The sequence below is a fragment of the Streptomyces sp. NBC_00258 genome (assembly GCF_036182465.1).
In the GTDB taxonomy this organism is placed as follows: Bacteria; Actinomycetota; Actinomycetes; order Streptomycetales; family Streptomycetaceae; genus Streptomyces.
Window position 1 is genome coordinate 3,617,964 of record NZ_CP108081.1, and the last position, 24,122, is coordinate 3,642,085.

The following is a 24,122-nucleotide window of genomic DNA, read 5'->3' on the forward strand; positions in this document are numbered from 1 at the left end:
CCCTTCCGCTCACCGCTGATCGCCCTAGGACGACGATGTCTCCACGGACTGGCTCCCGCCGCCGTCTCGGCTCCATACGTCTCTCACTGATCCTGCTGGCTCTGGTGCCCAGCGTCACCCTCGCCGCCATGTGGGGCGTGACGACGATCCAGATGTTCTCGGAGGGTCTGCGGCTGCGGGACCAGACGGAGCTGAGCAAGTCGACCGGGGCCATGGGCACCGAGGCGACGCTCGCGCTGCAGCGGGAGCGCAGTCTGTCGGCCGTACTGCTGGCCAGGCCCGGCAGTTCGCGCACCGCCCTGGACGAGCAGCGGGCCCGTACCGACAAGGCGGTCGCGACCCTCGTCGGCCAGTCCGACGCGATCCAGCGGGCCCCCGAGCGGATCAGCGACCGGATGTACTCGGTCATCGCGTCGGTGGGCAGCCTGGAGTACTACCGGGGCCAGGTGGACAACCCCACCGACATCACCCCCGACCAGGCACTGGACCAGTACACCTCGATCATCGACGACCAGATCCACGCCTTCCAGGAGCTCTCCCAGGTCGACGACGGGGAACTCACCTCGCAGGCCGGCCCGCTGGTCGCCCTGGAGCACTCGGCCGAGCTGGTCTCCCAGGAGGACGCCCAGCTGCACCTGGCCTGGCCGTCCGGGAAGCTCGACGAGAACGCGTGGAACCACTACGTCCAGCTGGTCAACACGAAGCGCTGGCTCGTCGAGGACCAGCTGGTGCCCTCGCTGCGCGGCTCGGTGAAGACGCAGACCGAGCGGATCCTGCAGGGTCCGGAGTGGAAGACCCTGGAGGGCGTCGAGGACCAGGTGGTCGCGGCCCGCGCGAAGGGCCTCACCGACGGCCGGAAGATCACCCTGCCGGACGCGCAGAAGCAGTGGAGCCCCGCGTTCGACAAACTCGGAGACCAGTACACCGCCCTGATCCGCCAGGAGACGGCGGCACTGCTGGAACGCAGTGACGACCGGGCGGAGGACCTGCTGATCAAGGCGGCCGCGCTGAGCGCCGGCGGCTTCGTCGCCCTGCTGGTGTGCGTCCTCATGTCCTGGCGGATCACCCGCTCCCTCTCCCGGCGGCTGCGCGGACTGCGTATCGCCACCCTCAGCCTGGCCGAGGAGCGGCTGCCCGACGTGGTGGCACGGCTCAACCGCGGCGAGAAGGTCGACGTGGAGTCGGCCACTCCCCCGCTGGACTACGGCCGGGACGAACTCGGGCAGGTGGCCCAGGCGTTCAACGCCGCGCAACGGACGGCGGTCCACACCGCGGTGGAACTCGCCGACACCAGGCGGGGCTTCCAGAAGGTCATCCTGGGCATCGCCCGGCAGAGCCAGAACCTGGTCAACCTGCAGCTCACCAAGCTGGACGCGCTGGAGCGCCGGCACCAGGACCCGGACATCCTCAAGGGCCTGTACGAACTGGACTCCACCGCGAGCCAGTTGCGCCGCTACGAGGAGAACCTCGTCATCATCAGCGGCGAGCAGCCGCGGCGCAGCTGGACCGAACCGGTCGCGCTGATCGACATCCTGCGCAGCGCCGTCGGTGAGGTCGCCGAGTACCAGCGGGTGGAGGTGAACACCGACGAGGAGGTGTTCCTCACCCCGCCGGCGGTGGCGGACGTCATCCACCTGCTGGCCGAACTCATCGACAACGCGACCGCGTACTCCCCCGCGCCCAGCCCGGTCGGCGTGCGGGCCGGAATGGTCGCCAAGGGTCTGGCCGTCGAGATCGAGGACCGCGGTCTCGGCATGTCCGAGGAGGACTACGCGTCGTTCAACGCCCAGTTGGCGGTGCCCCCGCAGTTCGACGTGGTGGCGCTCGCCGACGACCTGCGGCTCGGCATGTTCGTGATCGCCCGGCTCGCCACCCGGCACGGCATCACCGTCACACTGCGGTCCTCGCCGTACGGGGGCACCACCGCGATCGTGCTGATCCCGCACGAGATCGTGGTGCGCGAGCCCCTCGAATCCCCCTCCGCGGACGTGGAGGACGCCGACGGGGCCCTGCCGGCCGCCCGGGAGCAGGGCGGGGAACCTGCCGGTGATCCGGTCGCCGAGCCGGTCGGCGTCGCCGCGAAGAGCTCTGCCGACCGGATCCCGGGGCCCGACCGGCAGACCCACGAGCGCTCGCGGGAGGCTCAGCCCGTCGCCCGGGCGCGGACGCCTCAGGCGGCCGGGACACGGGTCGCCTCCGGTGCGGCCCGCTCCGGCACGGCCGCTCCGGGGCCCGGCGGCATCGCCCCGCTGCCGCGCCGGGTTCCGCAGACGAGCCTGGCCGCCGAGCTGCGGGAGGACGCGCCGCCGGTCGCGTCCGCCGAGGCCGACGACCCCTTCGCGGACTTCACAGCGGAGCGCGCGGCGTCCTCCCTCTCCGGTTTCCAGCGCGGAACGCTCCAGGCGCGTGACAACGACACGGATACGGCGTACGACCAAGGGGAAGAAATCGCACCCGAAGGCGCATCCGTCCCCTCGACTCCGCCCGCAGACCGCTCATGAAGGACAGAGAAATGACACGCCCCATCCCCGCCACGCACAGCCAGCTCGACCAGCTGCTCACCGGACTGGTGGACCGGGTCGCCGAGGTGAACCACGCCGTCGTGCTCTCCGAGGACGGACTGGTCGTCAGCAGGTCCACGGGGTTCCTACGTGATGACGCCGAGCGTCTTGCGGCGACCGCGTCCGGTCTGATGAGCCTCAGCAAGGGCGTCAGCATGGACTTCCGCGGCGGTCCCGTGAGGCAGGCGCTCATCGAGATGGCCAACAGTTATCTGATACTCAGCACGGCCGGGCCAGGCGCCCATCTGGCCGTGCTCACCAGCCAGGGTGCGGACGTCGGCGTGGTCGCGTACCAGATGAACATGCTGGTGAAGAAGATCGGCGAACACCTCAGCGCGGCACCGCGGGCGGGCGTCGCCGTCACCGACAACGGCGAGTGAAGTGAACGGAGGCGACGCGAGCGGCCGTCTGGTGCGGCCGTTCACGCTGACCGGCGGCCGCACCAGGCCCAGCCGCACCGACTTCACCCTCATCACGTCGGTCACCACGGTGGACCCGCCGCCCGACCGGGCCGCCCGGCCGCAGCCCGAGCACACGCGGATCCTTCGGCTGTGTGCGAAGCCGGTCGTGGTCGCGGAGCTCGCCGCCCAGCTCGACCTGCCGGTCAGCGTGGTCTGCATCATGCTCTGCGACCTGCTGGAGGCGGGCCGGATCGTCGCCCACGCCCCACGCCAGATCTCCCGAACCTCGGACATGGACCTGCTGCAGAAAGTGAGGGACGGCCTTGGCCGGCTCTGACCCCGTCATCCAGGGGACCTCAGCACCCGACACGGTCAAGATCCTGATCGCCGGGGGATTCGGCGTCGGCAAGACCACCATGGTCGGCGCCGTCAGCGAGATCGTGCCGCTGCGCACCGAGGAACCACTGACCTCGGCCGGCCTGGGCATCGACGACCTCAACGGCATCCCGGAGAAGCACGCCACGACCGTGGCCCTGGACTTCGGCCGGATCACGCTCAGCCAGGAACTCGTGCTGTATCTCTTCGGCACGCCGGGGCAGCAGCGGTTCTGGTTCATGTGGAACGACCTGGCCATCGGTGCGCTGGGCGCCGTGGTCCTCGTCGACGTCCGACGCCCGGAGTCCAGCTTCGCCGCCATCGACTTCTTCGAGCGGCGCGACATCCCGTTCGTCGTCGGCGTCAACGGCTTCCACGGCGAGCATCCGTACGCCGCGGACGAGATCCGGGACGCCCTTGCCCTGCCGGAACACACCCACGTGCTGCTCTGCGACGCCCGGGACCGGGAGTCGTGCCGGGACGTACTGATCGCACTGATAGACCAGTTGATAGCCACCTCGGCCCAGAGCAACGGAAGCGGACGGCCGAGCGGCCGGGTGTGAGGCCCGTCGGAGGGACCGGCCGGGCCTGACTTGGCTGGCCAGGCCTGACTTGGCTGGCCAGGCTCGGCTGGCTGGCCGGCTGGAGAGAGCCGAGCCGCGCCGAGCCGGGGCGGCAGCGGAACTCGGCGCCGCCCCGCCCACGACGAACATGCTCAGGTCGCCCCCGCAGACACTCCGCCCGGCCGGCACTCGGTACAAGGTGGCCCGCGTCGCCCGCCCGCCCGCGCTCCTTCGGTTCCTGGACACCACGCCGTCACACCGGGCGGGCAGGTTTCCGTCGTCCCCTCCTGCCTCGCCTTGTATCCGTCCGCCCCGCACCCCGCGCGGGCGTGACGCGGAAGGACGACGTGCGCCGTGTCCCTGCTGCCGCTCGACACCACCGTCCCCCGGGCGCTCCCCACGCCCGCCCCCGCTTCCCCTTCCCCGTCCCTCTCGCCGTCCCGCTCCCGCTTCTCCGCCGCCGCGCGCCTGACCCGCTGGGCGCTGAGCCTGCTCCCGCTCCTCCTCATCGGGGCGTGGGCGGTGCTCGACTGGCGTGCCGTCCGTGACGGCGCAGCCCGACTGGCCTCCGCCGACCCCTGGTGGCTGCTGGCCGCGGCCCTGTTCACCTGCCTGGGGTGGGTGGCCGCCGCGTGTGTGCGGCAGGGCGCCATACCGGACCGGCTGCCGCCGGGGCTGCTGCTCGCCTCCCAGGTCGCCGCTGGTACCGCGAATCACGTACTCCCGGCGAGCATCGGCGCCCACGCCGTCACCCTGCGCTTCCTGCAGGGCCGCGGCATCCCCCTGGCCAGGGCCACCGCCTCGCTCGCCCTGTACTCGCTGGTCAAGCCGATCGCGAAGACGCTGGTGCTGCTGGTCTTCATGGTGGCCTTCCCGGAGCTGCTGCACCTCGGTGAACTCGTCCCGGACGAACGGACCATGCTCCTGGTCGCCGGTGCCGTGACACTCGCCTTCGGCTCGGCCGCGCTGCTCGTGACCGCCGTGCGTCCGCTGCGCCGCCCGGCCCTCGACTGCGTACGCACCGCCCTGACCGACGTCCGGGGGCTGCACACCCGGCCGGCCCGGATCCTCGCCCTCTGGGGCGGTTCGGCCGCGACTCCGCTGCTCCAGGGGAGCGTGATCGCCACCGTCGGGTTCTCGCTCGGGCTCCCGCTGTCCTGGGCGCAGGTGATCCTCGCGCTGCTCCTCGCCAGTACGGCGGTCGGAGCCGTGCCCGCGCCCGGCGGCATCGGGCCGGTCGACGCGGCCCTGGTGTTCACCATGGTCGCGTTCGGCGCACCGGTCGGCATCGCCGCGGCGACCGTCATCGGCTACCGCGTCCTGACGGTCTGGGTACCCCTGCTGCCGGGCGCGCTGGTCCTGTCGATCCTGGTGCACCGCAAGGTGCTGTGAGCCGCGCCGGACGACGGGGCCCGGCCACGAACCAGGAACTACGACTCGACTGTTCCGAGGTCGAGCCGTCCGACATGGGCCACGTTCCCCCGGTCCTCGGCGTCCTCGCTGGCCTCAGCGGCGAACCAGGCGTCGAGGATCTCCTTGAGCAGCGGCTCGGACGTCAGCCGCAGACTGAGCGCCAGCACATTGGCGTCGTTCCACCGCCGCGCGCCCTGGGCGGTGTACGCGTCCGTGCACAACGCGGCCCGCACGCCCGGCACCTTGTTCGCGGCCATCGACGCCCCGGTGCCGGTCCAGCAGCACACGACCGCCTGATCGGCCCTCCCGGCAGCGACCTCACGAGCCGCCGTCGCCGAGCACACCGCCCACTGCGGATCGTCCCCGGGGCGCAACGCCCCGTGCGCCAGCACCTCGTGACCGCGCCCGCGCAACTCTTCGAGAAGGGCGCGGGCGACGGGTTCGTCCATGTCGGAGGAGACGGAGATCCGCATGCCTCGGAGCCTACTCAGCGGATGACGGCGACGCAGTACCGCTGTTTCGTCGCCGCCCTTCCTGATCAGCCCTCGTCGGGCGTCAGCCGCAGCGAGACGCTGTTGATGCAGTACCGCTGGTCGGTCGGGGTCGCATACCCCTCGCCCTCGAAGACGTGCCCGAGATGCGACCCGCACCGGGCGCACCGCACCTCCGTCCGCACCATCCCGTGCGACCGGTCCGCGATCAGCTCGACCGCGTCGGACTCCTTCGGGTCGTAGAAGGACGGCCAGCCGCAGTGCGACTCGAACTTCTCGGTGGACGTGAAGAGTTCAGCGCCGCAGGCGCGACAGGAGTACACGCCCTTCGTCTTGGTGTCGGTGTACTCGCCGGTGAACGCCGGCTCGGTGCCGGCCTTGCGCAGGACCGCGTACTCGGCCGGGTTCAGCTCCGCGCGCCACTGCTCGTCCGGCTTCTCGATGTCGTACGACATGAAGCTCAACCCCTCAACTCAGGTACGGCTACTTCGACAGGCGGGTCAGGATCTCGGGTCCGAGGTCCGTCACGTCACCCGCGCCCATGGTGAGAACGAGATCACCGGGCTTCGCCATTCCCGCCACCACCGCGGGCACGTCCGCCTTGTCCTTCGCGGGCGTCACGTCCGCACCCGCGGCCCGGGCCGCCTCGATGATCAGCTCGCTCGTGACGCCCGGGATCGGGTCCTCGCGGGCCGGATAGATGTCCAGCACGACCGAGGCGTCCGCCAGGGCCAGGGACTCGCCCATCTCCTTGCCCAGCTCCTGGGTGCGGGAGAACAGGTGGGGCTGGAAGACGACCAGCATGCGGGCGTCACCGGCCGCCGCGCGCATCGCCTCCAGGTCCGCGGTCATCTCCGTCGGGTGGTGCGCGTACGAGTCGATGACCTGCACGCCCGCCGCCTCGCCCTTCAGCTGGAGCCGCCGCTTGACACCCGTGTACGAGGCGATGGCCGGGGCCAGCTCCGCCGCCGGGATGCCGAGGGCCGCGCCCGCCGCCAGCGCCGCCACCGCGTTGTGCGCGTAGTGGCGGCCCGGGACCGAGACCGTGAAGGTGAGCGGCGAGCCGTCCAGCTCGACGGTCACCTCGCTCTTCAGTCCCTGGGCGACCACGGACAGGACACGTACGTCCGCGTCCTCGGACTCGCCGTACGTCACCACCCGGATGTCGTCCGAGAGCCGCCGGGTCAGTTCGCGCGCGCCCTCGTGGTCCGCGGTGATCACCAGGGTGCCGCCGGGCACGATCCTGCCCGCGAACGTCTCGAAGGACTCGTAGATCTCGTCCATGGAGGCGTAGTTGGCGTGGTGGTCCAGCTCCACGTTCAGCACGATCGCCACCTCGGGCGCGTACTTGTGGAAGCTGCGGTCCGACTCGTCGGCCTCGGCGACGAAGATCTCGCCCTCGCCGTGCAGGGCGTTGGAGCCGGGGACGTCGAGGTCGCCGCCGATCGCGTACGAGGGGTTCAGGCCCAGGGTCGACAGGGAGACGGCCAGCATCGACGTCGTGGTCGTCTTGCCGTGGGTGCCCGCGACCGCGATCGGCCGCAGGCCGTCCATCAGACGGGCGAGGGCGTCCGAACGGTGGACGACCGGGATGCCCAGCTCGGCGGCGCGGGCCAGCTCCGGGTTGTCGGCGCGGATCGCGGACGACACGACCACGCAGGTCGCGTCGTCGGCGAGATGCCCGGCCGCGTGGCCGATGTGCACCGTCGCCCCCAGCGCGCGCAGGGCCTCGGCGGTCGCGGACTCCTTCGCGTCACTGCCCGCGACCTCGGCCCCGCGCTGCGCGAGGATCTTCGCGATCCCCGACATCCCGGCACCGCCGATGCCGATGAAGTGCGGTCGGTCCATGGCGGTGGGAAGACCGGGTGCCATACGTGTTTCTCCCAGGATTTCGGTACGACGGTGAGCACGCCCCGCGAAAGAACGCGGCCCCAGCCTATTCGGTGCGCCGACAGACACCCTTGAGGGGCGCGGGGAACTGCCCGACCAGCCCCCACGCACCCGCAGCCGAAACTCAGACCTCCACAACCCCACTCATGACTTGCTGTGCGAGAACAGCTTCAGGACCGGCACCCCCACCTTGTGCCGAGCCCGCGAGGCCCAGTCCCGGTGGAAGAACTCCTCCACGTAATGAGGATCGGTCAGCACGATGACCTCATCCGCGTCGATCTCGTCCACGAGCCCCTTCAGCGCATCCAGCGGATGATCCTCGATCAGCCGCCCCTCCGCCTCGCTCCCCGCCGCCCGCAACGCCACCAGAGACACCTCCAGGGCCTTCTGTCCCTGGCCGACGGCCTCCTCGCCCTCGGGCGTCTCATGCTCGCGCGCCGCCTCGTCCAGCTCGCCGAGCGCCACGTCGTCGATGGCCCGCAGCAGCCGGTCCGCCTGATCGCCGCGGGGCTGGAGCAGCACATGGAAAGCGACGTCCTCGTCACCGTGCAAGCTGGTGACGAACTCCACGTCCGCGGACGTCAGGGCCTTCTCGATCATCAGTACGCTTGTGAACACGACAGGCGCCCTTCTCATCCGTGGGCCGTCCGTAGGCCCCTGCGGAAACCATCCTGCCCCGTAACCGCACGGGTACTGCGAGATTTAGTGTGCCCAGCGAAAGTCAAACGGAACGGATGATTCCGTCTATTTGGTCAGGTCCGACGGTAACGGCTGAACAGGAACCCGGCCTCCTCCAGCAGAGACGTCAGCTCGAAGCGCCTCGGCACGGCCACCGGAGGGCCGCCGGCGATGCGTTGGGCGTCGCCCGCGGTGAGCATCGGGGACACCGTCAGACACAGCTCGTCGAGTACCCCGGCCGCGACCAGCTGGCCCAGCAGCCGGGGCCCGCCCTCGGTCAGGAGCCGGTACAGGCCCCGGTCGGCGAGCGCGCGTACGGCCCGGGCCGGGTCCACGCCCATGCCGTCACCCGCGATCACGACCTGCGCGCCGGCCTTCTCGGCGGCGGCGATCCGGTCGGGGGCCGCCGCGGCGCCCGTGAGCAGGAGCGTGGGGACCACGGGCGAGGTGAAGAGCGGCAGCGAGAAGTCCAGGTCCAGGCTCGCGCTCACCACCGCGATCGCCGGGGCCGGACCCTGCCCCGCCGCTTCCCGGAGCGCGGCGAAGTCCTCCCGCGCGCGTGCCGGGCGGTAACCCTCCTGGCGTACCGTTTCCGCACCGACCACCACAGCGTCCGCGAGCCCACGCAACGTGCCGAAGATCCGCATGTCGGCGGCGCTGGAAATGGGCTGCGAACGCCCGTCGTGCTGGGCGGCACCGTCGAGCGTGGACACCATATTGGCCCGCAGCCACGGCTCCGGTCCCGCTGGGCCGGAGCCGGACGGATAGGCGTACGCCGCCGCCAGCTCCTCCAGCGCCCACTCCCGGTCGGCCCCGTCCACACCGGCCGTACCAGGGGCCCCGCCCGAGTCCCGGGCTGCTGTCTCGTCGGTCACAGGGAACAGGCGTCGCATGTCGTGCAGTCTGGCACGGCCCGTACAGTGGGGAACCGTGTCAACCTCCACCAGCGCCTCCGGTCTCGACTCGATAGCCGACGCGGCCCCGTCGTCCCTGTGTGCCCGCGAGCCGCACGTTCCCGCGGACCGGCTGGTCGCCGAGATGGTGCCGCCGCCGCGGTTCGACTCGGTCCGCTTCGATACGTACATTCCGGACCCGAACCAGCCCAGCCAGACCGAGGCCGTCCACGTCCTGGACGCCTTCGCGGCGGGTCTCGGCGGGGCGCGGGCCGCCGGCTCCGGCAAGCGGGGCTTCCTCGGCTTCGGCAGGAAGGCCGCGAAGGCCCCGGCCGGCCCCCGGGGTGTCTACCTCGACGGCGGCTACGGCGTCGGCAAGACGCACCTGCTCGCCTCCCTCTGGCACGCGACCCCCGCCGAGCCCTCCCTCAAGGCCTTCGGCACGTTCGTGGAGCTGACGAACCTGGTCGGCGCTCTCGGCTTCCAGCAGACCGTGCAGACACTGAGCGGCCACCGGCTGCTCTGCATCGACGAGTTCGAGCTCGACGACCCCGGCGACACCGTCCTCGTGTCCAGCCTGCTCGGCCGGCTGGTCGAGGCGGGGGTGGCGCTCGCCGCGACCTCCAACACCCTGCCGGGCAAGCTCGGCGAGGGCCGGTTCGCCTCGGTCGACTTCCTGCGCGAGATCCAGGGCCTGTCGGCGCACTTCCGGTCGCTGCGCATCGACGGCGAGGACTACCGCCACCGCGGACTGCCCGAGGCCCCGGCCCCGTACTCCGACGAGCAGGTCACCAAGGCCGCGTACGCGACGCCGGGCGCCTCGCTCGACGACTTCCCGCATCTGCTCGACCACCTGGCCCGGGTCCACCCCAGCCGGTACGGCGCGCTGACCGACGGGATCGCGGCGGTCTGCCTCACGGACGTCCGGCCGGTCCCGGACCAGTCGACCGCACTGCGGCTCGTCGTCCTCGCCGACCGTCTGTACGACCGCGAGGTGCCGGTACTCGCCTCGGGCATGCCCTTCGACCGGCTGTTCAGCGAGGAGATGCTGAACGGCGGCTACCGCAAGAAGTACTTCCGCGCGATCTCCCGGCTCACGGCGCTGGCGCGGGACGCGAAGGGCCTCGTGAAGGGCTGAGCAACCGCCGTGCCCCAGCCGGTTTCCGGCCTGCCACCAATGCTCTTCAGCCCTCTTCAGGCTCTCTTCAGGGTGAAACGTTAAGTTAACCCTGCAAACAACTTCACCAGTTAACGTTCATGTTGACGTGAGAGCACTTGACCTGAAGCCGGCCGAGAGGGGGAGCATGTTACGAGGTACGACGGCCCGGACCCTGTTTGCCGTTCTCGCCGCCGTCCTGCTCGCCCTGCAACTCTCCGACCCTGCTTCGGCGTTCGCTTCCGCGCATGCGACACCTGTCACGGGCCCCAAGAGCAAGGCCGAGTTCGTCACCTGTGGCGAGGCCCTGCACCCGGGCAGCCCGACGGGTCCCCTGCGGACCCGTGACCGGATCCGCGTCGCGGACCACGTCCCCCAGTCACCCGCGCGTCCACTGCTCTGCAAGGACCCCGCGACCTATCACGACGACCCGTCGCACATCGCCGCTCCGGCGGTGCACCACCGTACGACGAGATCGTCGACAGCCCATTCCGCGGCGGCACTTCAAGTGTTCCGCTGCTGACGACCCGACCCCCACCGGGAACGAAGCGACTCCGACCTGACCCACCCTCACCACGCCACGTCCGCCGAGCGCGTTGACGTGGGGTCATGTCGCCGTACCCGCATGCGCTCCGTTTTGTACACCGACGCGCCCTGTGACGCGCCAGGAGGAACTGACACATGCAGCCCCTCATCGATCACGCACGCTCCTTCCGCAAGCAGTCCGCGGACCGCCCGGAGGAGTTCGCCCGTCTCGCCGAAGGCCAGTCCCCGCAGGTCCTGTTCATCACCTGCTCCGACTCCCGGGTCGTCCCGGCCCTGATCACCGGAGCCCGGCCCGGTGAACTCTTCGAACTGCGCACGGCGGGCAACATCGTCCCCCCGCACACCTCCTCGCAGCCCACCAGCGAGGCTGCCACCATCGAGTACGCGGTGGAGGTGCTCGGAGTCGCGGACATCGTCGTCTGCGGCCACTCCCACTGCGGTGCCGTCGGCGCGCTGGTGCGCGGCGACGACCTGACCGCCGTACCCGCCGTACGCGACTGGCTCGCGCACTCCACTCCCCGGCCCGAAGGCGCCGTCGAGGATCCGGCCGTCGCCGAGGCCGTGCAGAGCCACATACTCACCCAGCTCCTGCGACTGCGCTCCTACCCGTGCGTGGCGCGGGGTCTGACGAGTGGTCAACTCCGTCTGCACGGCTGGTTCTACGAGGTGCACACGGGCTCCGTACTGGCGCACGACGTGCACGCCGACTCCTTCGAGGAGCTGTGAGCAACGCGATGGGCACCCCCACAAGCAATCGAATGAGTACAAGCAACCGAATGAAGTTCCCTCATCTGCGGCAGGACTTCGCCGCCTCGCTCGTCGTCTTCCTCGTCGCCCTGCCGTTGTGCGTGGGCGTGGCGGTGGCGTCGGGCGTGCCCGCCGAACTCGGCCTGGTCACCGGCATCGTGGGCGGCCTCGTCACCGGTCTGCTGCCCGGCAGCAGCCTGCAGGTCTCGGGTCCCGCCGCGGGTCTGACCGTGCTGGTCTTCGAGGCGGTGCGCGAGTACGGACTGCCCGTGCTCGGAGTCATCGTGCTGGCCACGGGTCTGATCCAACTGGCCATGGGCGCCATGAAGCTGGGGCGCTACTTCCGGGCCATCTCGGTGGCCGTCGTCGAGGGCATGCTGGCCGGGATCGGGCTCGTCCTGATCGCCGGGCAGCTCTACTCGGTGGCCGGCATGGAGGCGCCCGCCTCGGGTCTGGGCAAGCTGGCCGGACTGCCCGGTCTGGTCGCCGACTCCGCCGTCTCCACCGAGGCACTGGCCTCCTTCGGGCTCGGGGCCGGCACCATCGCCGTCCTCGTGCTGTGGAAGCACCTGCCGAAGAAGGTCCGTACGGTACCGGGGGCGCTCGGCGCGGTCGCGCTGGCCACGCTCGTGACGCTGGCGTTCAGCCTGCCCGTGGCGACCGTCGAGGTGAAGGGCCTGCTCGACTCGATCCAGTTGCCGGGCTTCGAGACCGTCGGCGAACTGGCGAGTCTCGGCGTGCTCGGCACGGTGGTGGCCTTCGTGCTGATCGCCTCGGCGGAGTCGCTGTTCAGCGCCGCCGCCGTGGACCGGCTGCACGACGGGCCGCGTACCGAGTACGACAAGGAACTGATGGCGCAGGGTGCCGGCAACACGGTCTGCGGGCTGCTCGGCGCGCTGCCGATGACCGCGGTGATCGTGCGCAGCGCGGCGAACGTGCAGGCGGGCGCGCGGACGAAGGCGTCCCGGGTCATGCACGGTGTGTGGCTGCTGCTGTTCGCTGCGCTGCTGCCGGCCGTGCTCGCCTACATTCCGCTGCCGGCTCTCGCGGGCATCCTGGTGCACGCGGGCTGGAAGCTGATTCCGCTGCGCGGGATCGTGTCGCTGTGGCGCGAGCACCGGGGCGAGGCGCTGATCCTGATCGTCACGGCCGTGTCCATCGTCGCGATCAGCATGTTCGAGGGTGTCCTGATCGGGCTCGCCCTCGCGGTCGCCAAGACGGCCTGGGAGGCCTCACACCTCAAGCTGGAGGTCATCGACAAGGGAGCGGGCCCCGTGCAGGCGTACCTGTCGGGCAACGCCACCTTCCTGCGGCTGCCGAAGATCCTCGACAACCTGGAGGCGCTGCCCCAGGACCGGCCGGTCGAGCTGGACCTGTCGGGGCTGCACCACCTGGACCACGCGTGCCGGACGGCCCTGGAGAACTGGGCCGAGCGACACAGCGCGACGGGCACGGAGCCGGTGAAGGTCACGACGCCGTAGCCCCCTGAGCAGGCAGGATCGGCCCGAGGCTCGACCGAGCCTCGGGCCGTTCCGCTGTCGGAACACGGGCGTATCGTTGAAATAGCCACATAAGCGGCGACTCGATCGGTACGAGGTGCGGAGGGCAGGGGTCGTCATGGTCGAAGAACTCCTGGTCGCGGCGGCGACGGTCGCGTCCGTCGGGGTCGTCTACGTCGCTTCGGCGGCACGGATCGTCAAGCAGTACGAACGCGGAGTGGTCCTCCGGCTCGGGCGCCTGCGCGGACAGCCACGCCCGCCGGGGTTCACGCTGGTGGTCCCCGGGGTCGACCACCTGCACAAGGTGAACATGCAGATCGTGACGATGCCCGTGCCCGCGCAGGAGGGCATCACCCGGGACAACGTCACGGTGCGCGTCGACGCGGTCGTCTACTTCAAGGTGGTCGACGCCTCGAACGCGATCATCAGGGTCGAGGACTACCGGTTCGCGGTCTCACAGATGGCGCAGACGTCACTGCGCTCGATCATCGGCAAGAGCGACCTCGACGACCTCCTGTCGAACCGCGAGAAGCTCAACCAGGGCCTGGAGCTGATGATCGACAGCCCTGCCGTGGACTGGGGCGTCTCCATCGACCGCGTCGAGATCAAGGACGTGTCGCTGCCGGAGACGATGAAGCGGTCGATGGCCCGGCAGGCCGAGGCCGACCGTGAGCGCCGGGCGCGGATCATCAACGCCGACGCGGAACTCCAGGCGTCGAAGAAGCTGGCGGAGGCAGCCGGGGTGATGTCCGAGCAGCCCGCCGCGCTCCAACTCCGGCTGCTGCAGACCGTGGTGGCGGTCGCCGCCGAGAAGAACTCCACGCTCGTGCTGCCCTTCCCCGTGGAGCTGCTGCGGTTCCTGGAACGGGCACAGCAGCCGATCGAGGCGCACGGGACGGACGTTCCGCAGGTGGCGTCGGCGCCCGACGGACCGGCTGGGGGCCGAGGCCCAACTCCCCCGCCATCCGGGTCGTCTGACGCTCCGTGAGAACGCCACGCTACGCGCGTGGTTCACGCGCCCGGTGCCGCGTGATACACACAGGCGGGTCACATTCTCCTGTCCGCCAACAGGAAGGTTGCCCCATGTCCGCAACACGACGCGAGGTGCTCGCCCGCTCCGGTGCCCTGGGAGTGGGCATCGCGTTCACGGGAGCCATGTCGGAGCTCTTCACCGGCACTGCCACCGCACTGGGCCACACCGGATACGGCCCCCTGATCCCCGACCCGGACGGCCTGCTGGATCTGCCGGAAGGTTTCCGCTACCGGGTGCTCTCCCGCGAGGGCGACCAACTCCGCTCCGGCGAGGGCCGGGTGCCGAGCAACCACGACGGCATGGCCGCGTTCGCCGGACGGTCCGGCTCCGGCGACAGACACGGCCGCGTCGTCCACCTGGTCCGCAACCACGAGAACCGCAACACCGGCCGTATCCCGGTCCCGACGATCAAGGGCCTCACCTACGACCCGATGGGCAAGGGCGGCTGTACGTCGCTGACGGTCGACTCGCGCGGGAACGTACTCGACGAGCGGGTCGCGATCGCCGGTACGGCGGTCAACTGCGCGGGCGGGCCCACCCCTTGGGGCACCTGGCTCACCTGCGAGGAGACCGAGGACAAGGCCGGCACGAACGGCTACACCAAGGACCACGGCTTCATCTTCGAGGTCGACCCCGCGCATCCGCACCGCACGGGCGCGGTCCCCCTCACCGCGATGGGCCGCTTCCAGCACGAGGCGATCGCCGTGGACCCGAAGCGCGGCATCGTCTACGAGACCGAGGACGCCTTCGAGAGGCCCTTCGGCCTCTTCTACCGCTTCCTGCCCAACAAGCCCGAGGGCGGCCGCGGTTCGCTCCGCGCGGGCGGCCGGCTCCAGGCCATGCGCGTGCCGGGCGTACCGGACCTCTCCTCGATCCAGGAGACCGGCGCGACCTTCGACCGTGTCGAGTGGGTGGACGTCCCGGACCCGCTCGCAGCCCAAACCGCCATCCGCTTCCAGGACTTCGGTCCCAAGGGCATCACCCACGCCCAGAAGCTGGAGGGCTGCTACTGGGGCGGCAGGTCCGTCTACTTCGTCTCGTCCTTCGCGCACAGCAGCGAGGGTTCGGCCGCCGACCACTTCGGCCAGATCTGGCGGTACGATCCCGACGCCCGCCGGCTCACCCTGGTGATCGTCTTCGGTCCCGACACCGACGTACAGCTGCCCGGCGAGTCCCCCGACAACATCTGCCTCGCCCCCAGCGGCGGCCTCATGGTCTGCGAGGACGGCGGGGGCGTACAGCACGTGTACGGCGTGACGCGACGCGGCGAGGTGTACGCGATGGCCCGCAACCGGCAGAACATCGGCACACCGGAAGAGCCGGAGTGGGGCGAGTTCGCGGGCGTCACCTTCTCGCCCGACGGCGGGACGATGTACGTGAACTGCTACACGCCCGGAACGACGTTCGCGGTGACGGGCCCCTGGCGGAGGTAACTCCGCGCTCGCCGGGCGGGAGCCTCGGCCGACGGGAGGGGTGGGACGCGGGCCACGGGTCCCACCCCGGCGAGTCCAGCACCGGATTCAGCACCGGCACCGCTCAAAGCGATCGGATTCTCTTGTTGGACGGCTAAAAGGTCACGGTGGAGGCTGGGGGCGTACCGAATGAACCCCCAGGAGGAACCTCCATGCAGACACGCACCGTCGGTGACGTCCAGGTCGGAGCGATCGGTCTGGGCGGTATGCCGATGTCCATCGAGGGGCGCCCCGACGAGCAGCGTTCGGTCGCGACCGTCCACGCCGCGCTGGAGGCCGGCGTGACTCTGATCGACACCGCGGACGCCTATCACCGGGACGCCCACGAGGTCGGTCACAACGAGTCCCTGATCGCCCGCGCGGTGGCCGGGTACGGCGGCGACACCTCGGACGTGCTGATCGCGACGAAGGGCGGTCATCTGCGTCCGGGCGACGGCTCGTGGACGCTGAACGGCTCGCCGGAGTACCTGAAGAAGGCCTGCGACGCGTCGCTGGAGCGGCTCGGCGTCGAGGCCATCGGGCTCTACCAGTTCCACCGGCCGGACCCGCGAGTCCCCTACGAGGAGTCGGTCGGGGCGATCCGCGATCTGCTCGACGCGGGCAAGATCCGCTTCGCGGGCATCTCCAACGCCAGTCCCGAGCGGATCCGGCTGGCCAACGAGATCCTCGGCGGCCGACTGGTGAGCGTGCAGAACCAGTTCTCGCCCGCCTTCCGTTCCAGCGAGCCGGAGTTGGAGCTCTGCGCCGAACTGGGCATCGCGTTCCTGCCGTGGAGCCCGCTGGGCGGCATCTCGAACGCCGGCGCGCTGGGTTCGCGGTACGCCGCGTTCGCGGACGTGGCCAGGACACACGGCGTGAGCCCGCAGCAGGTCTGCCTGGCGTGGATGCTCGCGAAGGCACCGGTGGTGATCCCGATCCCGGGTTCCTCCCGCCCCGAGACCATCCGCGACTCGGTCGCTGCCGCGGAACTGAAGCTCTCCACGGAGGAACAGTCACGCCTCGACGCGGCGTGACGGGCCTCCGCCCTACCCTGGGACCAATGAGCAACGACTACGACTCCGAGCACCCCGCGCCCCTTCAGGGGCGCGGGGAACTGCGCGACCAGCCCCCACCGGCCGGCACATCACCCACCGGCCTTCACACGGAGCGCTTCGCCGAGTGCGTCCTCTGCCAGAAGCCCACGGAGTACCCGGAGTCCCACAAGGGCATCACCCTGTGCCCCGTCTGCGAGTGGCAAGAGGCACAGCGCACGGCCTGCTCCGGTTGATCAACCCCGGCGGGTGGTCAGCGCGCATGCCACCGCGACCGCCGCCGCAGCCATCGCGCCGGCGAAGAACAGCGGCAACACCGGCGCCGGTACGACCCCCGCCTGCGACCCCGTCACCAGGTCGGTGACCGCCACGCGGGCCGGCGATCCCGTCACCACCAGTGCGAGCACCGCCGCAAGGAGCATGGCCGGGACCGCCCGGCCGGTCGACCGCAGCAGTGGCCGGGTCGTGAGCGCTCCGACGGCCGTGCCGAGCAGTGCGCAGGCGAGCGCGGCGAGCAGCCCGGCGCCGCCCGCCGGTACGACGGGCACGGGCGTCCGGTGGTCGGTGCTCGCCGGATCGCTGACCACGGTCACGAAGACTGTCGCCACCACCCCGAGCAGCGCCGCCGCCCCGAACGCGACGAGCAGACAGGCGAGATGCGCCCGCGCGGGCCCGGCCGCCGCACCCACACAACTGCGGGCGGCGGGCGGCTCGTTGGTGGCGCAGATCCGTACGAGCCAGGCCGCGACGGGGAGCACCGCGGCGGCCGCGTAACCGAGCGAGTCCAGCACCGGCTGGCCCGTCTGGACGCCGATCCCCAGAACGGCCGCGTACAGGATGACCGGCGGCAGCCAGCGCTGAGAGCGCAGCAGAAGCGCGGCCTGATAGCGGAGGAGCGCGATCATGAGCGGACCTCGGCGTCGGCGTCGACATCGGCATCGGCATCGGCATCGGCATCGGCATCGGCATCGGCATCGGCATCAACAACCGTGACGGCAGAGGCTCTTGGCAGTCCGCCGGTCGCGGATGACTCCTCCCCCACGCTCACCACATGCCACGGCGGGCGGGCCGTCAGCAGGGTTCTGAGCAGGGTGTCCGAATGCGTCGCGGGGACGGTGAGGCGGAGCCTTCCGAGGCCGGGGCCGGGGCCGTGCTCCTCGACGGAGACGGCCAGTCGTGTCGCCTCCGCGGGCGGCTCGGCGCCCGGTGGCCCCTGTACCTCGACAACCACGTACGCCCCCTCCCTCGGCGCCGAACTCCCCATGACCGTACGGACGTTGCCGTCCACGACCGCGTACGTGGCGTCCGGCGCCCCGGCCAGCCGTCGCGGGTCGTGGTCGACGAACACCACCGTGCCGCCCGCGGCCCCGCGCTCCAGCACCGCCCGCTCCAGTTCCGTACGGGCGGCGGTGTCGAGGCCGGTCCAGGCCTCGTCGAGGACGAGGAGTTCCGGTTCGGCGAGCAGGGCCTGGGCGACCGCGACCTTCTGGCTGCTGCCCTTGGAGAGTTCCGACATCGGCGTACGGGCGTACTCGTCGGCGCCCAGGCGTTCCAGCCACTCGACTGCGGCTCGGGCGGCCTCGCCCCGGGACAGCCCGTGGACGCTGCCGAGGTGGATCAGATAGCCGGCCGCGGTGAAGGGGAGGGCGGCCGGGAAGCGCTCGGGGACGTACGCGGTGCGTTGGCGGCCCGTGATACGGCCCTCGGTGGGGGCGTCGATCCCGGCGAGCAGGCGCAACAGGGTCGACTTGCCGGTGCCGTTGGCGCCCTCGATCCGCGTCAGGGTGCCCGGGGCCAGCGTGAGGTCGACGCCGCGCAGCACCCATGGGGTGCCGCCGAGACCGTACCGGCGGCCGACGCCCTCCAGCAGCAACTCGCGATTCATGCGCCCCATCCTCGCGCGGACGTTCGCGCGAGCGCAGAGGAACCGTTCAGAGGAACTGGTCAAAGGAACCGGCCAAAGGAACCGGTCGGCGATCCGTTCCGAGGAACCGTTCCGAGGAACCGATCTTCCGCCTGGCAGACTGGAGGGCGTGAGCAGCGACCAGACGACCACCTCCGGTGCCGACGCCGGGAACATCCCGCGGGACAGCCCCCAGGACAACCCCCAGGACAGCCCCTTCCGGCACGAGCGGACCGCCCGCGACGAGGCACCGCAGTACGTGCTGCCCCTGGTTGTCCGCATCGAGCGGAACGAACCGCCGGGGCGTACGGACGCGCTGGAGACCGCGGCCCGTGCCGTCCTGGTGATGCTCAGCGACGAGCGGTCGCTGGGGGACGGGGAGTGGGCGCAGGCGATGCGGGACTGGCAGGACGCCCGGATCCGCAAGGTCGTCCGGCGGGCGCGCGGCGCCGAGTGGCGGCGGGCCGAGGCGCTGCCCGGCCTCACCGTCACCGGGAAGTCGGCCGAGGTCCGGGTCTTCCCTCCGGTCCCGCTCGACGGTTGGCCCAAGGACCTGGCACGCCTCCAGGTCTCCGGCACGGACCTGGACGACCCGGAGCCGCCGGGGGACGCCGACCCGGCGGCGCCCGTGCTCTGGATGAACCCGGACCTGGACATGTCGGCCGGCAAGTCGATGGCCCAGGCGGGCCACGGCGCCCAACTGGCCTGGTGGGAGCTGTCGGACGAGGACCGCACGGCCTGGCGCGAGGCGGGCTTCCCCCTCACGGTCCGTACCGCCGCCCCCGCCCGCTGGACCGAACTCACCACGAGCGGGCTGCCGCTGGTGCGCGACGCCGGCTTCACGGAGATCGCGCCCGGGACAACTGTCGCCGTCGAGGGGTACGACCGCGTCGGCACCCTGCCGGACCACGTGCGCCGGTCGGCGGACTAGAAGTCTCACGTCCCTGCGCGCGGCCGGCTCCGGGGCGGTGGGGGTCAGGTGCGGCGTGCGGCCCACACCGTGCGCTCGGTGCGCACGCTCAGGTCGCCGCGGCGCAGGATGCTGTGCGGGCCGTCGGTGTCGAGGAGTCGGTCGAGAGCGGTCAGGTCCTCGGCCGTCAGGGCGGATGCGGCGTTGCCGCGCATGCGGCGCAGACCGCTGAGCGCGTAGCGGCCCACTGCCTCGGTGTGCGGTGGCCCGAGGTCGACCGTGATGGTGCGTTCGCCCTCGACCGTGAAGCCGGCTTCCGTCAGCTTGCTTCCCCAGTCGGCGCCGCGGTGGGGTAGTTGCTCGGCGTGGCGTCGGTCGAGTGCGGCATGGCAGCGCTCCTCAAGGCCGGGAGCCTCTTCCGGGGCGTCGGCGGGCAGGAACCGGGGGAAGCCTGCCAGCTCGACGACGGCGAACAGCCCGCCCGGTGCCAGCAGGTCGTGGACCTGGCGCAGGGTGCGGTCGGGGTCGGACATGTGGTGCATGGAGGCCGATGCCCAGACCAGCTCCGGCGTGCCGAGGTCGGGCCACACCTTCGCGTCGAGGTCGGCCTGCACGATGCGCGGGCGGCCGGCCGCTCCGGCCGCCTTTCTCCGAGCCTTCTCCCCGACTTTCTCCTGGACTTTCTCCTGGAGGCGGTGCAGGTGGGCGGCCGAGGAATCGACGGCCGTCAGCTCCGCCCCGGGAAAGCGGTCGAGGAGAGCGAGAGTGCCGGCTCCGGTCCCGCAGCCCAGATCCACGATGTGGCGGGGGCCGGCCCCGACGGGCAGCCAGGCGGTGATGGACGCGATGTGTTCGGCGAGTACTTCCGAGTCCAGGTCGAGGATCTCCGAGTGGTCTCCTGCGTCGTGCTCGTGCTCGTGAACATGGTGCGCTGTGTGCGGGGAGGGGTGGTTCATGCGCCCAAGCTAAGCGGGCCGTTCCCGCGTGACCTGGCGGCTTCCGGAATGCGCAAGACGATGACCGGCTGAGCTGCGGAACGCGCATACGGTCACGGAGACGGGCGGTTCGTCTGTCCCGCGTCCTCGCCGCGCTGGTGACCGCGGCGGGCGTCGCGGTCGAAGATGCCGAGGATCTCGCACGGTCCGCCCTCGGCGCCGATGGCGTGCGGGAGCATCGTGGTGAACTCCGCCGCCTGGTTGGTCTCGATCCGCAGGCGCCGGTTGCCCAGGAGCAGGATCGCGGTGCCGGAGAGGACGACGAGCCATTCGCGGCCCGGGTGGGCGCGCATCCGCGCGGCATTGTCGGGCGGCGGGTCGGTCATTCGCTGGCGTACGACGGTCATGCCGGGGTCCGCCTTGATGGGCCAGCGCATCAGCCCGTGGGCCGCGTCGATCATCGGGCTGGAGATGACGTCGTCCGTGGCGGTCTCGACCAGCTGGTCGAGGGATGTGTCCAGGGCGCGGGCCAGGGTGACGAGCTGGTCCAGGGCCAGGCGGCGCCGGCCGGTCTCGATGCGGCTGAGCGTGGACTGGCTGACCTGGGCACGGGTGGCCAGCTCCTCCAGGGACCAGCCCTGGGCCACGCGCAGGGCACGGATGCGTTTGCGTACCAGGCTGTCCAGCTCACCATTGTCTTGCGTCATAGGCAACATCGTATGCCTCAGCGGCAATGAGCACGTAGCGTCGTCCGTGTTCGGCCCCGCGGCCCGCCGCTCACCGACCGCGTGAGCGAAGACCGGGGCCGGCCCACCCCGGCCATCCGGGGACCGCCCCGCCACCCGTCACCCCTGGCGCTTCGGCTTCCGCTCCGGCGCCGATGTCCGCATGCCCTGCTGAGCCGATGCCCGCATGTCCGCATGCCCTCTTGAGAGGAATCCCGAGGAATCCATGAGTACGAACCAGGCTCCCGAACTGAGCCCCGACCCGAGCGGCGCCAACGCCCCTGGCGAGGGCGTGCCCGACGCGCGTCAACGTCGCACGATCCTGATCGCCGTCTGTGTCGCGTTGATGGCCGTCATCGCGTCGGTGTCCGGGCTCAACGTCGCCCAGCCCGATCTCGCCGTCGCCTTCGACGCCTCGCAGAGCACGGTCCTGTGGATCATCAACCTCTACACGCTGAGCCTGGCCGCGCTCCTGCTGCCGCTCGGCGCGATCGGCGACCGCTTCGGCCGCAAGCCCATGCTGCTCGCCGGCCTGACCGTCTTCGGTGTCGCCAGTGCGGCGGCGGGTCTGGCCCCGTCGACCGAGGTCATGCTCGCCGCTCGTCTGTTCAGCGGCGTGGGCGCGGCGGTGATCATGCCGATCACCCTCGCCGTCATCACCTCGACCTTCCCGAAGGAGGAACGGGGACGGGCGATCGGCGTGTGGACCGGTGTGGCCGGCGGTGGCGGGGTCCTGGGCATGTTCCTCTCGGCCGCCCTGGTCGACGCGGTGAGCTGGCGGTGGCTGTTCGTCCTGCCCATCGCACTCGTCGTGGTCGCCCTCGCCATGACGCTGCGGTCCGTCCCCAACTCCCGCGAGACGTCCGGGCACGCTTTCGACACCGTCGGCGCGCTGACGTCCGTGGTCGCGGTGGTCGGGCTCATCTTCGTCCTCCAGGAAGGTCCCGAGCGGGGCTGGACCGCCCCCGCGGCCCTGATCGCCCTGGTCGTCGGCGTCATCGCCGCCATCGGCTTCGTGACCTGGGAACTGCGCCGCCGGGATGCCGCGCTCCTGGACGTGCGCCTGTTCCGAGAGCGCGGTCTGGCCGGTGGCTCGATCACGCTTCTGGTGGTCTTCGGGGTCCAGGCGGGCATCTTCGTGGTCCTCTTCCCGTTCTTCCAGGCCGTTCTCGGCTGGTCGGGGCTGCTGTCCACCCTGGCACTGATGCCCATGGCCGTGCTGATGATGGCGGCCTCCGGTCTCGCTCCACGGCTGGCGGAGCGTGTCGGCCCCCGGGCGACGATGGCCACGGGCATCCTCCTGGCCGGTGCCGGTCTTGCGCTCATGGCCGCCGTCGTCTCCGTCGACGGCGGCTATCTGTCCGTCCTTCCCGGGATGCTCGCCATGGGGGTCGGCATGGGTCTGTCGATGACGCCCTCCACCGAGGCCATCACCAGCGCCCTTCCGCGGGAGCGCCAGGGCGTCGCGTCGGCGCTCAACGACGTCACCCGCGAGTTCGGCACCGCACTCGGCGTCGCCCTGCTCGGAGCACTCCTGTCCGCCGGATACCGGGGCGCCATCGACTCCCGGCTCGGCGGCGTTCCCGAGGGCCCGGCCGACACCGCGCGCGAAGGCGTCGCCAACGCGCTCGACGCCGCGCCCCAGGCCGGCAATCAGGCGCAGGCGCTGGTCCGCGCCGCCCGGGAGTCGTTCGTCGACGGCTGGCAGAACGCCATGTGGGCAGGGGTCGCCGTCATGGCCGCCCTCTTCGTCTACGTCCTCGCCCGAGGGCCTCAGCAGCCCGCGAGCACACCGGCGAACCGGCCGGAACCGGCGGCCGACGCGATCGCTCCGTAACCCCCGACCACCACGAGAAGCCCGCTCACGGCGCCGACTGGATGTCCCCCCGAGTGGAGGACGCGATGGTGTCGCGATGTGCGAAGTCGCCCGGGGGGATGCCGGGGTGGTGTCCGAGCCGGGCCGGCGGCGCCGTGGCCGAGGGATCGAGGGTGAGCCGGGAGACGATGCGGTAGCGGTCGCCGCGGTAGATCGAGTGGACGTATTCGACGGGCCGCCCCGTGGTGTCGGAGGTGAGCCGCTCGAAGAGGAGCGCCGGGGACAGCTCGGGAACGTCGAGCAGCTCGGCCTCGGCCCGGGTGACGACGGTCGGCTCGATCGCCTGGACGGCCTCCTGGACGTGTACGCCGTGCTGTTCGCGCAGGTGCTCGTAGAGGTCGCCGGCCTCCAGTTCCTGGGCGGACAGGGTGGGGACCAGATCGGCCCTGATGTGCAGATGCTCGATGGCCATCGGGGCGCCGTCGACCAGGCGCAGCCGTGCCACGTACACGATCTCCGCGGCGGGTGAGATACGCAGCTTGCGACCCACGCGCGCACCGGCCGCGAAGGTGGTGAACTCCAGCAGGCGGCTCGACCAGGCCCCGGAGGCCTGAGGCGCCGTCATGGTCTGCTGGCCGGAGACGAGTTCCTGGGTGATCTTCTCGGGCGCCACGAACATGCCGCGGCCGTGTTCCCGCACCAGGAGACCCGCGGCGACGAGTTCGTCGACCGCCGCGCGCAGGGTCGGGCGGGACACGCCCAGCCGGGCGCACAGGGCGCGCTCGGAGGGGATCGCGTCACCCGGGCGGTGCGACTCGACGAGATCGAGGATGAAGTCGCGGACCCGCTCCCGCTTGAGCACCGCACCGGGTGCGTCTTCCTTCATGCTGTGCCCCCTCATGCGCGCCGGCCGGTTTACCAGTTGACCAGTGGTCGCGCGCAACTGCCCTCCTGGTGGGGGGAAGTGTAACCGCTTCCGAACGGTGATCACTCAGCCTCTGACCGGCCAAAGCGTCAAGAACCCAGTGAGCACGGGGGGTTGACGCCACTGATTGGTCTATGCCAGTTTCATCCCCGCATCAAG

The 24,122-nt window shown here is 71.1% G+C and carries 25 protein-coding genes; 15 read left to right on the top strand and 10 right to left on the bottom strand.

Annotation, left to right across the window (positions count from 1 at the left end; genetic code table 11):
- Positions 1 to 35 precede the first annotated feature (35 nt).
- From OG718_RS16140 to OG718_RS16160, 5 genes are all read left to right on the top strand, one after another.
- On the top strand, positions 36 to 2,501 hold the full coding sequence (locus tag OG718_RS16140; protein ID WP_328844456.1) for a sensor histidine kinase: 2,466 nt from the start codon (positions 36 to 38) through the stop codon (positions 2,499 to 2,501).
- An 11-nt stretch (positions 2,502 to 2,512) separates the two neighbouring features.
- On the top strand, positions 2,513 to 2,941 hold the full coding sequence (locus tag OG718_RS16145; protein ID WP_055617928.1) for a roadblock/LC7 domain-containing protein: 429 nt from the start codon (positions 2,513 to 2,515) through the stop codon (positions 2,939 to 2,941).
- 1 nt (position 2,942) lies between these two features.
- On the top strand, positions 2,943 to 3,299 hold the full coding sequence (locus OG718_RS16150; protein ID WP_143638501.1) for a DUF742 domain-containing protein: 357 nt from the start codon (positions 2,943 to 2,945) through the stop codon (positions 3,297 to 3,299).
- On the top strand, positions 3,286 to 3,900 hold the full coding sequence (locus OG718_RS16155; protein ID WP_143638499.1) for a GTP-binding protein: 615 nt from the start codon (positions 3,286 to 3,288) through the stop codon (positions 3,898 to 3,900). The genes OG718_RS16150 and OG718_RS16155 overlap by 14 nt, the downstream gene beginning before the upstream one ends.
- A 354-nt stretch (positions 3,901 to 4,254) precedes the next feature.
- Entirely contained in the window at positions 4,255 to 5,292 is a 1,038-nt protein-coding gene (locus tag OG718_RS16160) for a lysylphosphatidylglycerol synthase transmembrane domain-containing protein (protein ID WP_328844457.1), read from the top strand.
- 38 nt (positions 5,293 to 5,330) lie between these two features.
- Here the strand turns inward: OG718_RS16160 and OG718_RS16165 are convergent, their stop codons facing one another.
- From OG718_RS16165 to OG718_RS16185, 5 genes are all read right to left on the bottom strand, one after another.
- Positions 5,331 to 5,786 carry an RpiB/LacA/LacB family sugar-phosphate isomerase gene (locus OG718_RS16165; protein ID WP_328844458.1) on the bottom strand — a complete coding sequence of 152 codons (456 nt, stop codon included), beginning with the start codon at positions 5,784 to 5,786 and terminating at the stop codon, positions 5,331 to 5,333.
- Between the two features lie 65 nt (positions 5,787 to 5,851).
- Positions 5,852 to 6,259, bottom strand: a complete 408-nt coding sequence (msrB, locus tag OG718_RS16170; protein ID WP_143638495.1) for a peptide-methionine (R)-S-oxide reductase MsrB — start codon at positions 6,257 to 6,259, stop codon at positions 5,852 to 5,854.
- A gap of 28 nt (positions 6,260 to 6,287) precedes the next feature.
- Positions 6,288 to 7,676, bottom strand: a complete 1,389-nt coding sequence (gene murC / locus OG718_RS16175) for a UDP-N-acetylmuramate--L-alanine ligase (RefSeq protein ID WP_328844459.1) — start codon at positions 7,674 to 7,676, stop codon at positions 6,288 to 6,290.
- Positions 7,677 to 7,838: 162 nt separating this feature from the next.
- Entirely contained in the window at positions 7,839 to 8,312 is a 474-nt protein-coding gene (locus tag OG718_RS16180) for an indole-3-glycerol phosphate synthase (protein ID WP_186001213.1), read from the bottom strand.
- Between the two features lie 134 nt (positions 8,313 to 8,446).
- On the bottom strand, positions 8,447 to 9,265 hold the full coding sequence (locus OG718_RS16185) for a pyrimidine reductase family protein (RefSeq protein ID WP_306937086.1): 819 nt from the start codon (positions 9,263 to 9,265) through the stop codon (positions 8,447 to 8,449).
- 37 nt (positions 9,266 to 9,302) lie between these two features.
- Here OG718_RS16185 and zapE point away from each other — a divergent pair, with 37 nt between their 5' ends.
- The 8 genes from zapE to OG718_RS16225 all read left to right on the top strand — a co-directional run bounded on the left by zapE (position 9,303) and on the right by OG718_RS16225 (position 16,985).
- Positions 9,303 to 10,403 (top strand): cell division protein ZapE, encoded by a 1,101-nt coding sequence (gene zapE / locus OG718_RS16190; RefSeq protein ID WP_143638489.1) that lies wholly within the window; start codon positions 9,303 to 9,305, stop codon positions 10,401 to 10,403.
- A gap of 166 nt (positions 10,404 to 10,569) precedes the next feature.
- Positions 10,570 to 10,944 carry a hypothetical protein gene (locus OG718_RS16195; protein ID WP_328844460.1) on the top strand — a complete coding sequence of 125 codons (375 nt, stop codon included), beginning with the start codon at positions 10,570 to 10,572 and terminating at the stop codon, positions 10,942 to 10,944.
- 158 nt (positions 10,945 to 11,102) lie between these two features.
- Complete coding sequence (locus tag OG718_RS16200; RefSeq protein WP_143638485.1) at positions 11,103 to 11,693, top strand: carbonic anhydrase; 591 nt, start codon at positions 11,103 to 11,105, stop codon at positions 11,691 to 11,693.
- Between the two features lie 50 nt (positions 11,694 to 11,743).
- On the top strand, positions 11,744 to 13,195 hold the full coding sequence (locus OG718_RS16205; RefSeq protein ID WP_398937658.1) for a SulP family inorganic anion transporter: 1,452 nt from the start codon (positions 11,744 to 11,746) through the stop codon (positions 13,193 to 13,195).
- Between the two features lie 136 nt (positions 13,196 to 13,331).
- Complete coding sequence (locus OG718_RS16210; RefSeq protein ID WP_306937095.1) at positions 13,332 to 14,201, top strand: slipin family protein; 870 nt, start codon at positions 13,332 to 13,334, stop codon at positions 14,199 to 14,201.
- A gap of 95 nt (positions 14,202 to 14,296) precedes the next feature.
- Positions 14,297 to 15,679 carry a PhoX family protein gene (locus OG718_RS16215; protein WP_306937096.1) on the top strand — a complete coding sequence of 461 codons (1,383 nt, stop codon included), beginning with the start codon at positions 14,297 to 14,299 and terminating at the stop codon, positions 15,677 to 15,679.
- A gap of 191 nt (positions 15,680 to 15,870) precedes the next feature.
- Positions 15,871 to 16,731, top strand: coding sequence for an aldo/keto reductase (locus OG718_RS16220; protein WP_143638478.1), 861 nt, complete (start codon positions 15,871 to 15,873; stop codon positions 16,729 to 16,731).
- A gap of 26 nt (positions 16,732 to 16,757) precedes the next feature.
- Positions 16,758 to 16,985 (top strand): hypothetical protein, encoded by a 228-nt coding sequence (locus OG718_RS16225; protein ID WP_328844461.1) that lies wholly within the window; start codon positions 16,758 to 16,760, stop codon positions 16,983 to 16,985.
- Here the strand turns inward: OG718_RS16225 and OG718_RS16230 are convergent, their stop codons facing one another.
- The gene (locus OG718_RS16230) at positions 16,986 to 17,654 is read right to left on the bottom strand and encodes an ABC transporter (RefSeq protein WP_143638474.1); all 669 of its coding nucleotides are present in this window, start codon (positions 17,652 to 17,654) and stop codon (positions 16,986 to 16,988) included.
- Positions 17,651 to 18,634, bottom strand: coding sequence for an ABC transporter ATP-binding protein (locus OG718_RS16235; protein WP_328844462.1), 984 nt, complete (start codon positions 18,632 to 18,634; stop codon positions 17,651 to 17,653). Before OG718_RS16235 ends, OG718_RS16230 begins: the two co-directional genes overlap by 4 nt.
- A gap of 148 nt (positions 18,635 to 18,782) precedes the next feature.
- Here OG718_RS16235 and OG718_RS16240 point away from each other — a divergent pair, with 148 nt between their 5' ends.
- Positions 18,783 to 19,583, top strand: a complete 801-nt coding sequence (locus tag OG718_RS16240) for a peptidyl-tRNA hydrolase (protein WP_443055083.1) — start codon at positions 18,783 to 18,785, stop codon at positions 19,581 to 19,583.
- Positions 19,584 to 19,627: 44 nt separating this feature from the next.
- Here the strand turns inward: OG718_RS16240 and OG718_RS16245 are convergent, their stop codons facing one another.
- Positions 19,628 to 20,518, bottom strand: coding sequence for a class I SAM-dependent methyltransferase (locus tag OG718_RS16245; protein ID WP_328844463.1), 891 nt, complete (start codon positions 20,516 to 20,518; stop codon positions 19,628 to 19,630).
- A gap of 92 nt (positions 20,519 to 20,610) precedes the next feature.
- Complete coding sequence (locus OG718_RS16250) at positions 20,611 to 21,204, bottom strand: helix-turn-helix domain-containing protein (protein WP_143638468.1); 594 nt, start codon at positions 21,202 to 21,204, stop codon at positions 20,611 to 20,613.
- A 244-nt stretch (positions 21,205 to 21,448) separates the two neighbouring features.
- Between OG718_RS16250 and OG718_RS16255 the strand changes: the two genes are divergently transcribed.
- Positions 21,449 to 23,059 (top strand): MFS transporter, encoded by a 1,611-nt coding sequence (locus OG718_RS16255; RefSeq protein WP_328844464.1) that lies wholly within the window; start codon positions 21,449 to 21,451, stop codon positions 23,057 to 23,059.
- A gap of 25 nt (positions 23,060 to 23,084) precedes the next feature.
- On the opposite strand, the gene OG718_RS16260 is transcribed toward OG718_RS16255, so the two are convergent.
- Positions 23,085 to 23,924 carry a GntR family transcriptional regulator gene (locus tag OG718_RS16260; RefSeq protein ID WP_143638464.1) on the bottom strand — a complete coding sequence of 280 codons (840 nt, stop codon included), beginning with the start codon at positions 23,922 to 23,924 and terminating at the stop codon, positions 23,085 to 23,087.
- Between the last annotated feature and the right edge of the window lie 198 nt (positions 23,925 to 24,122).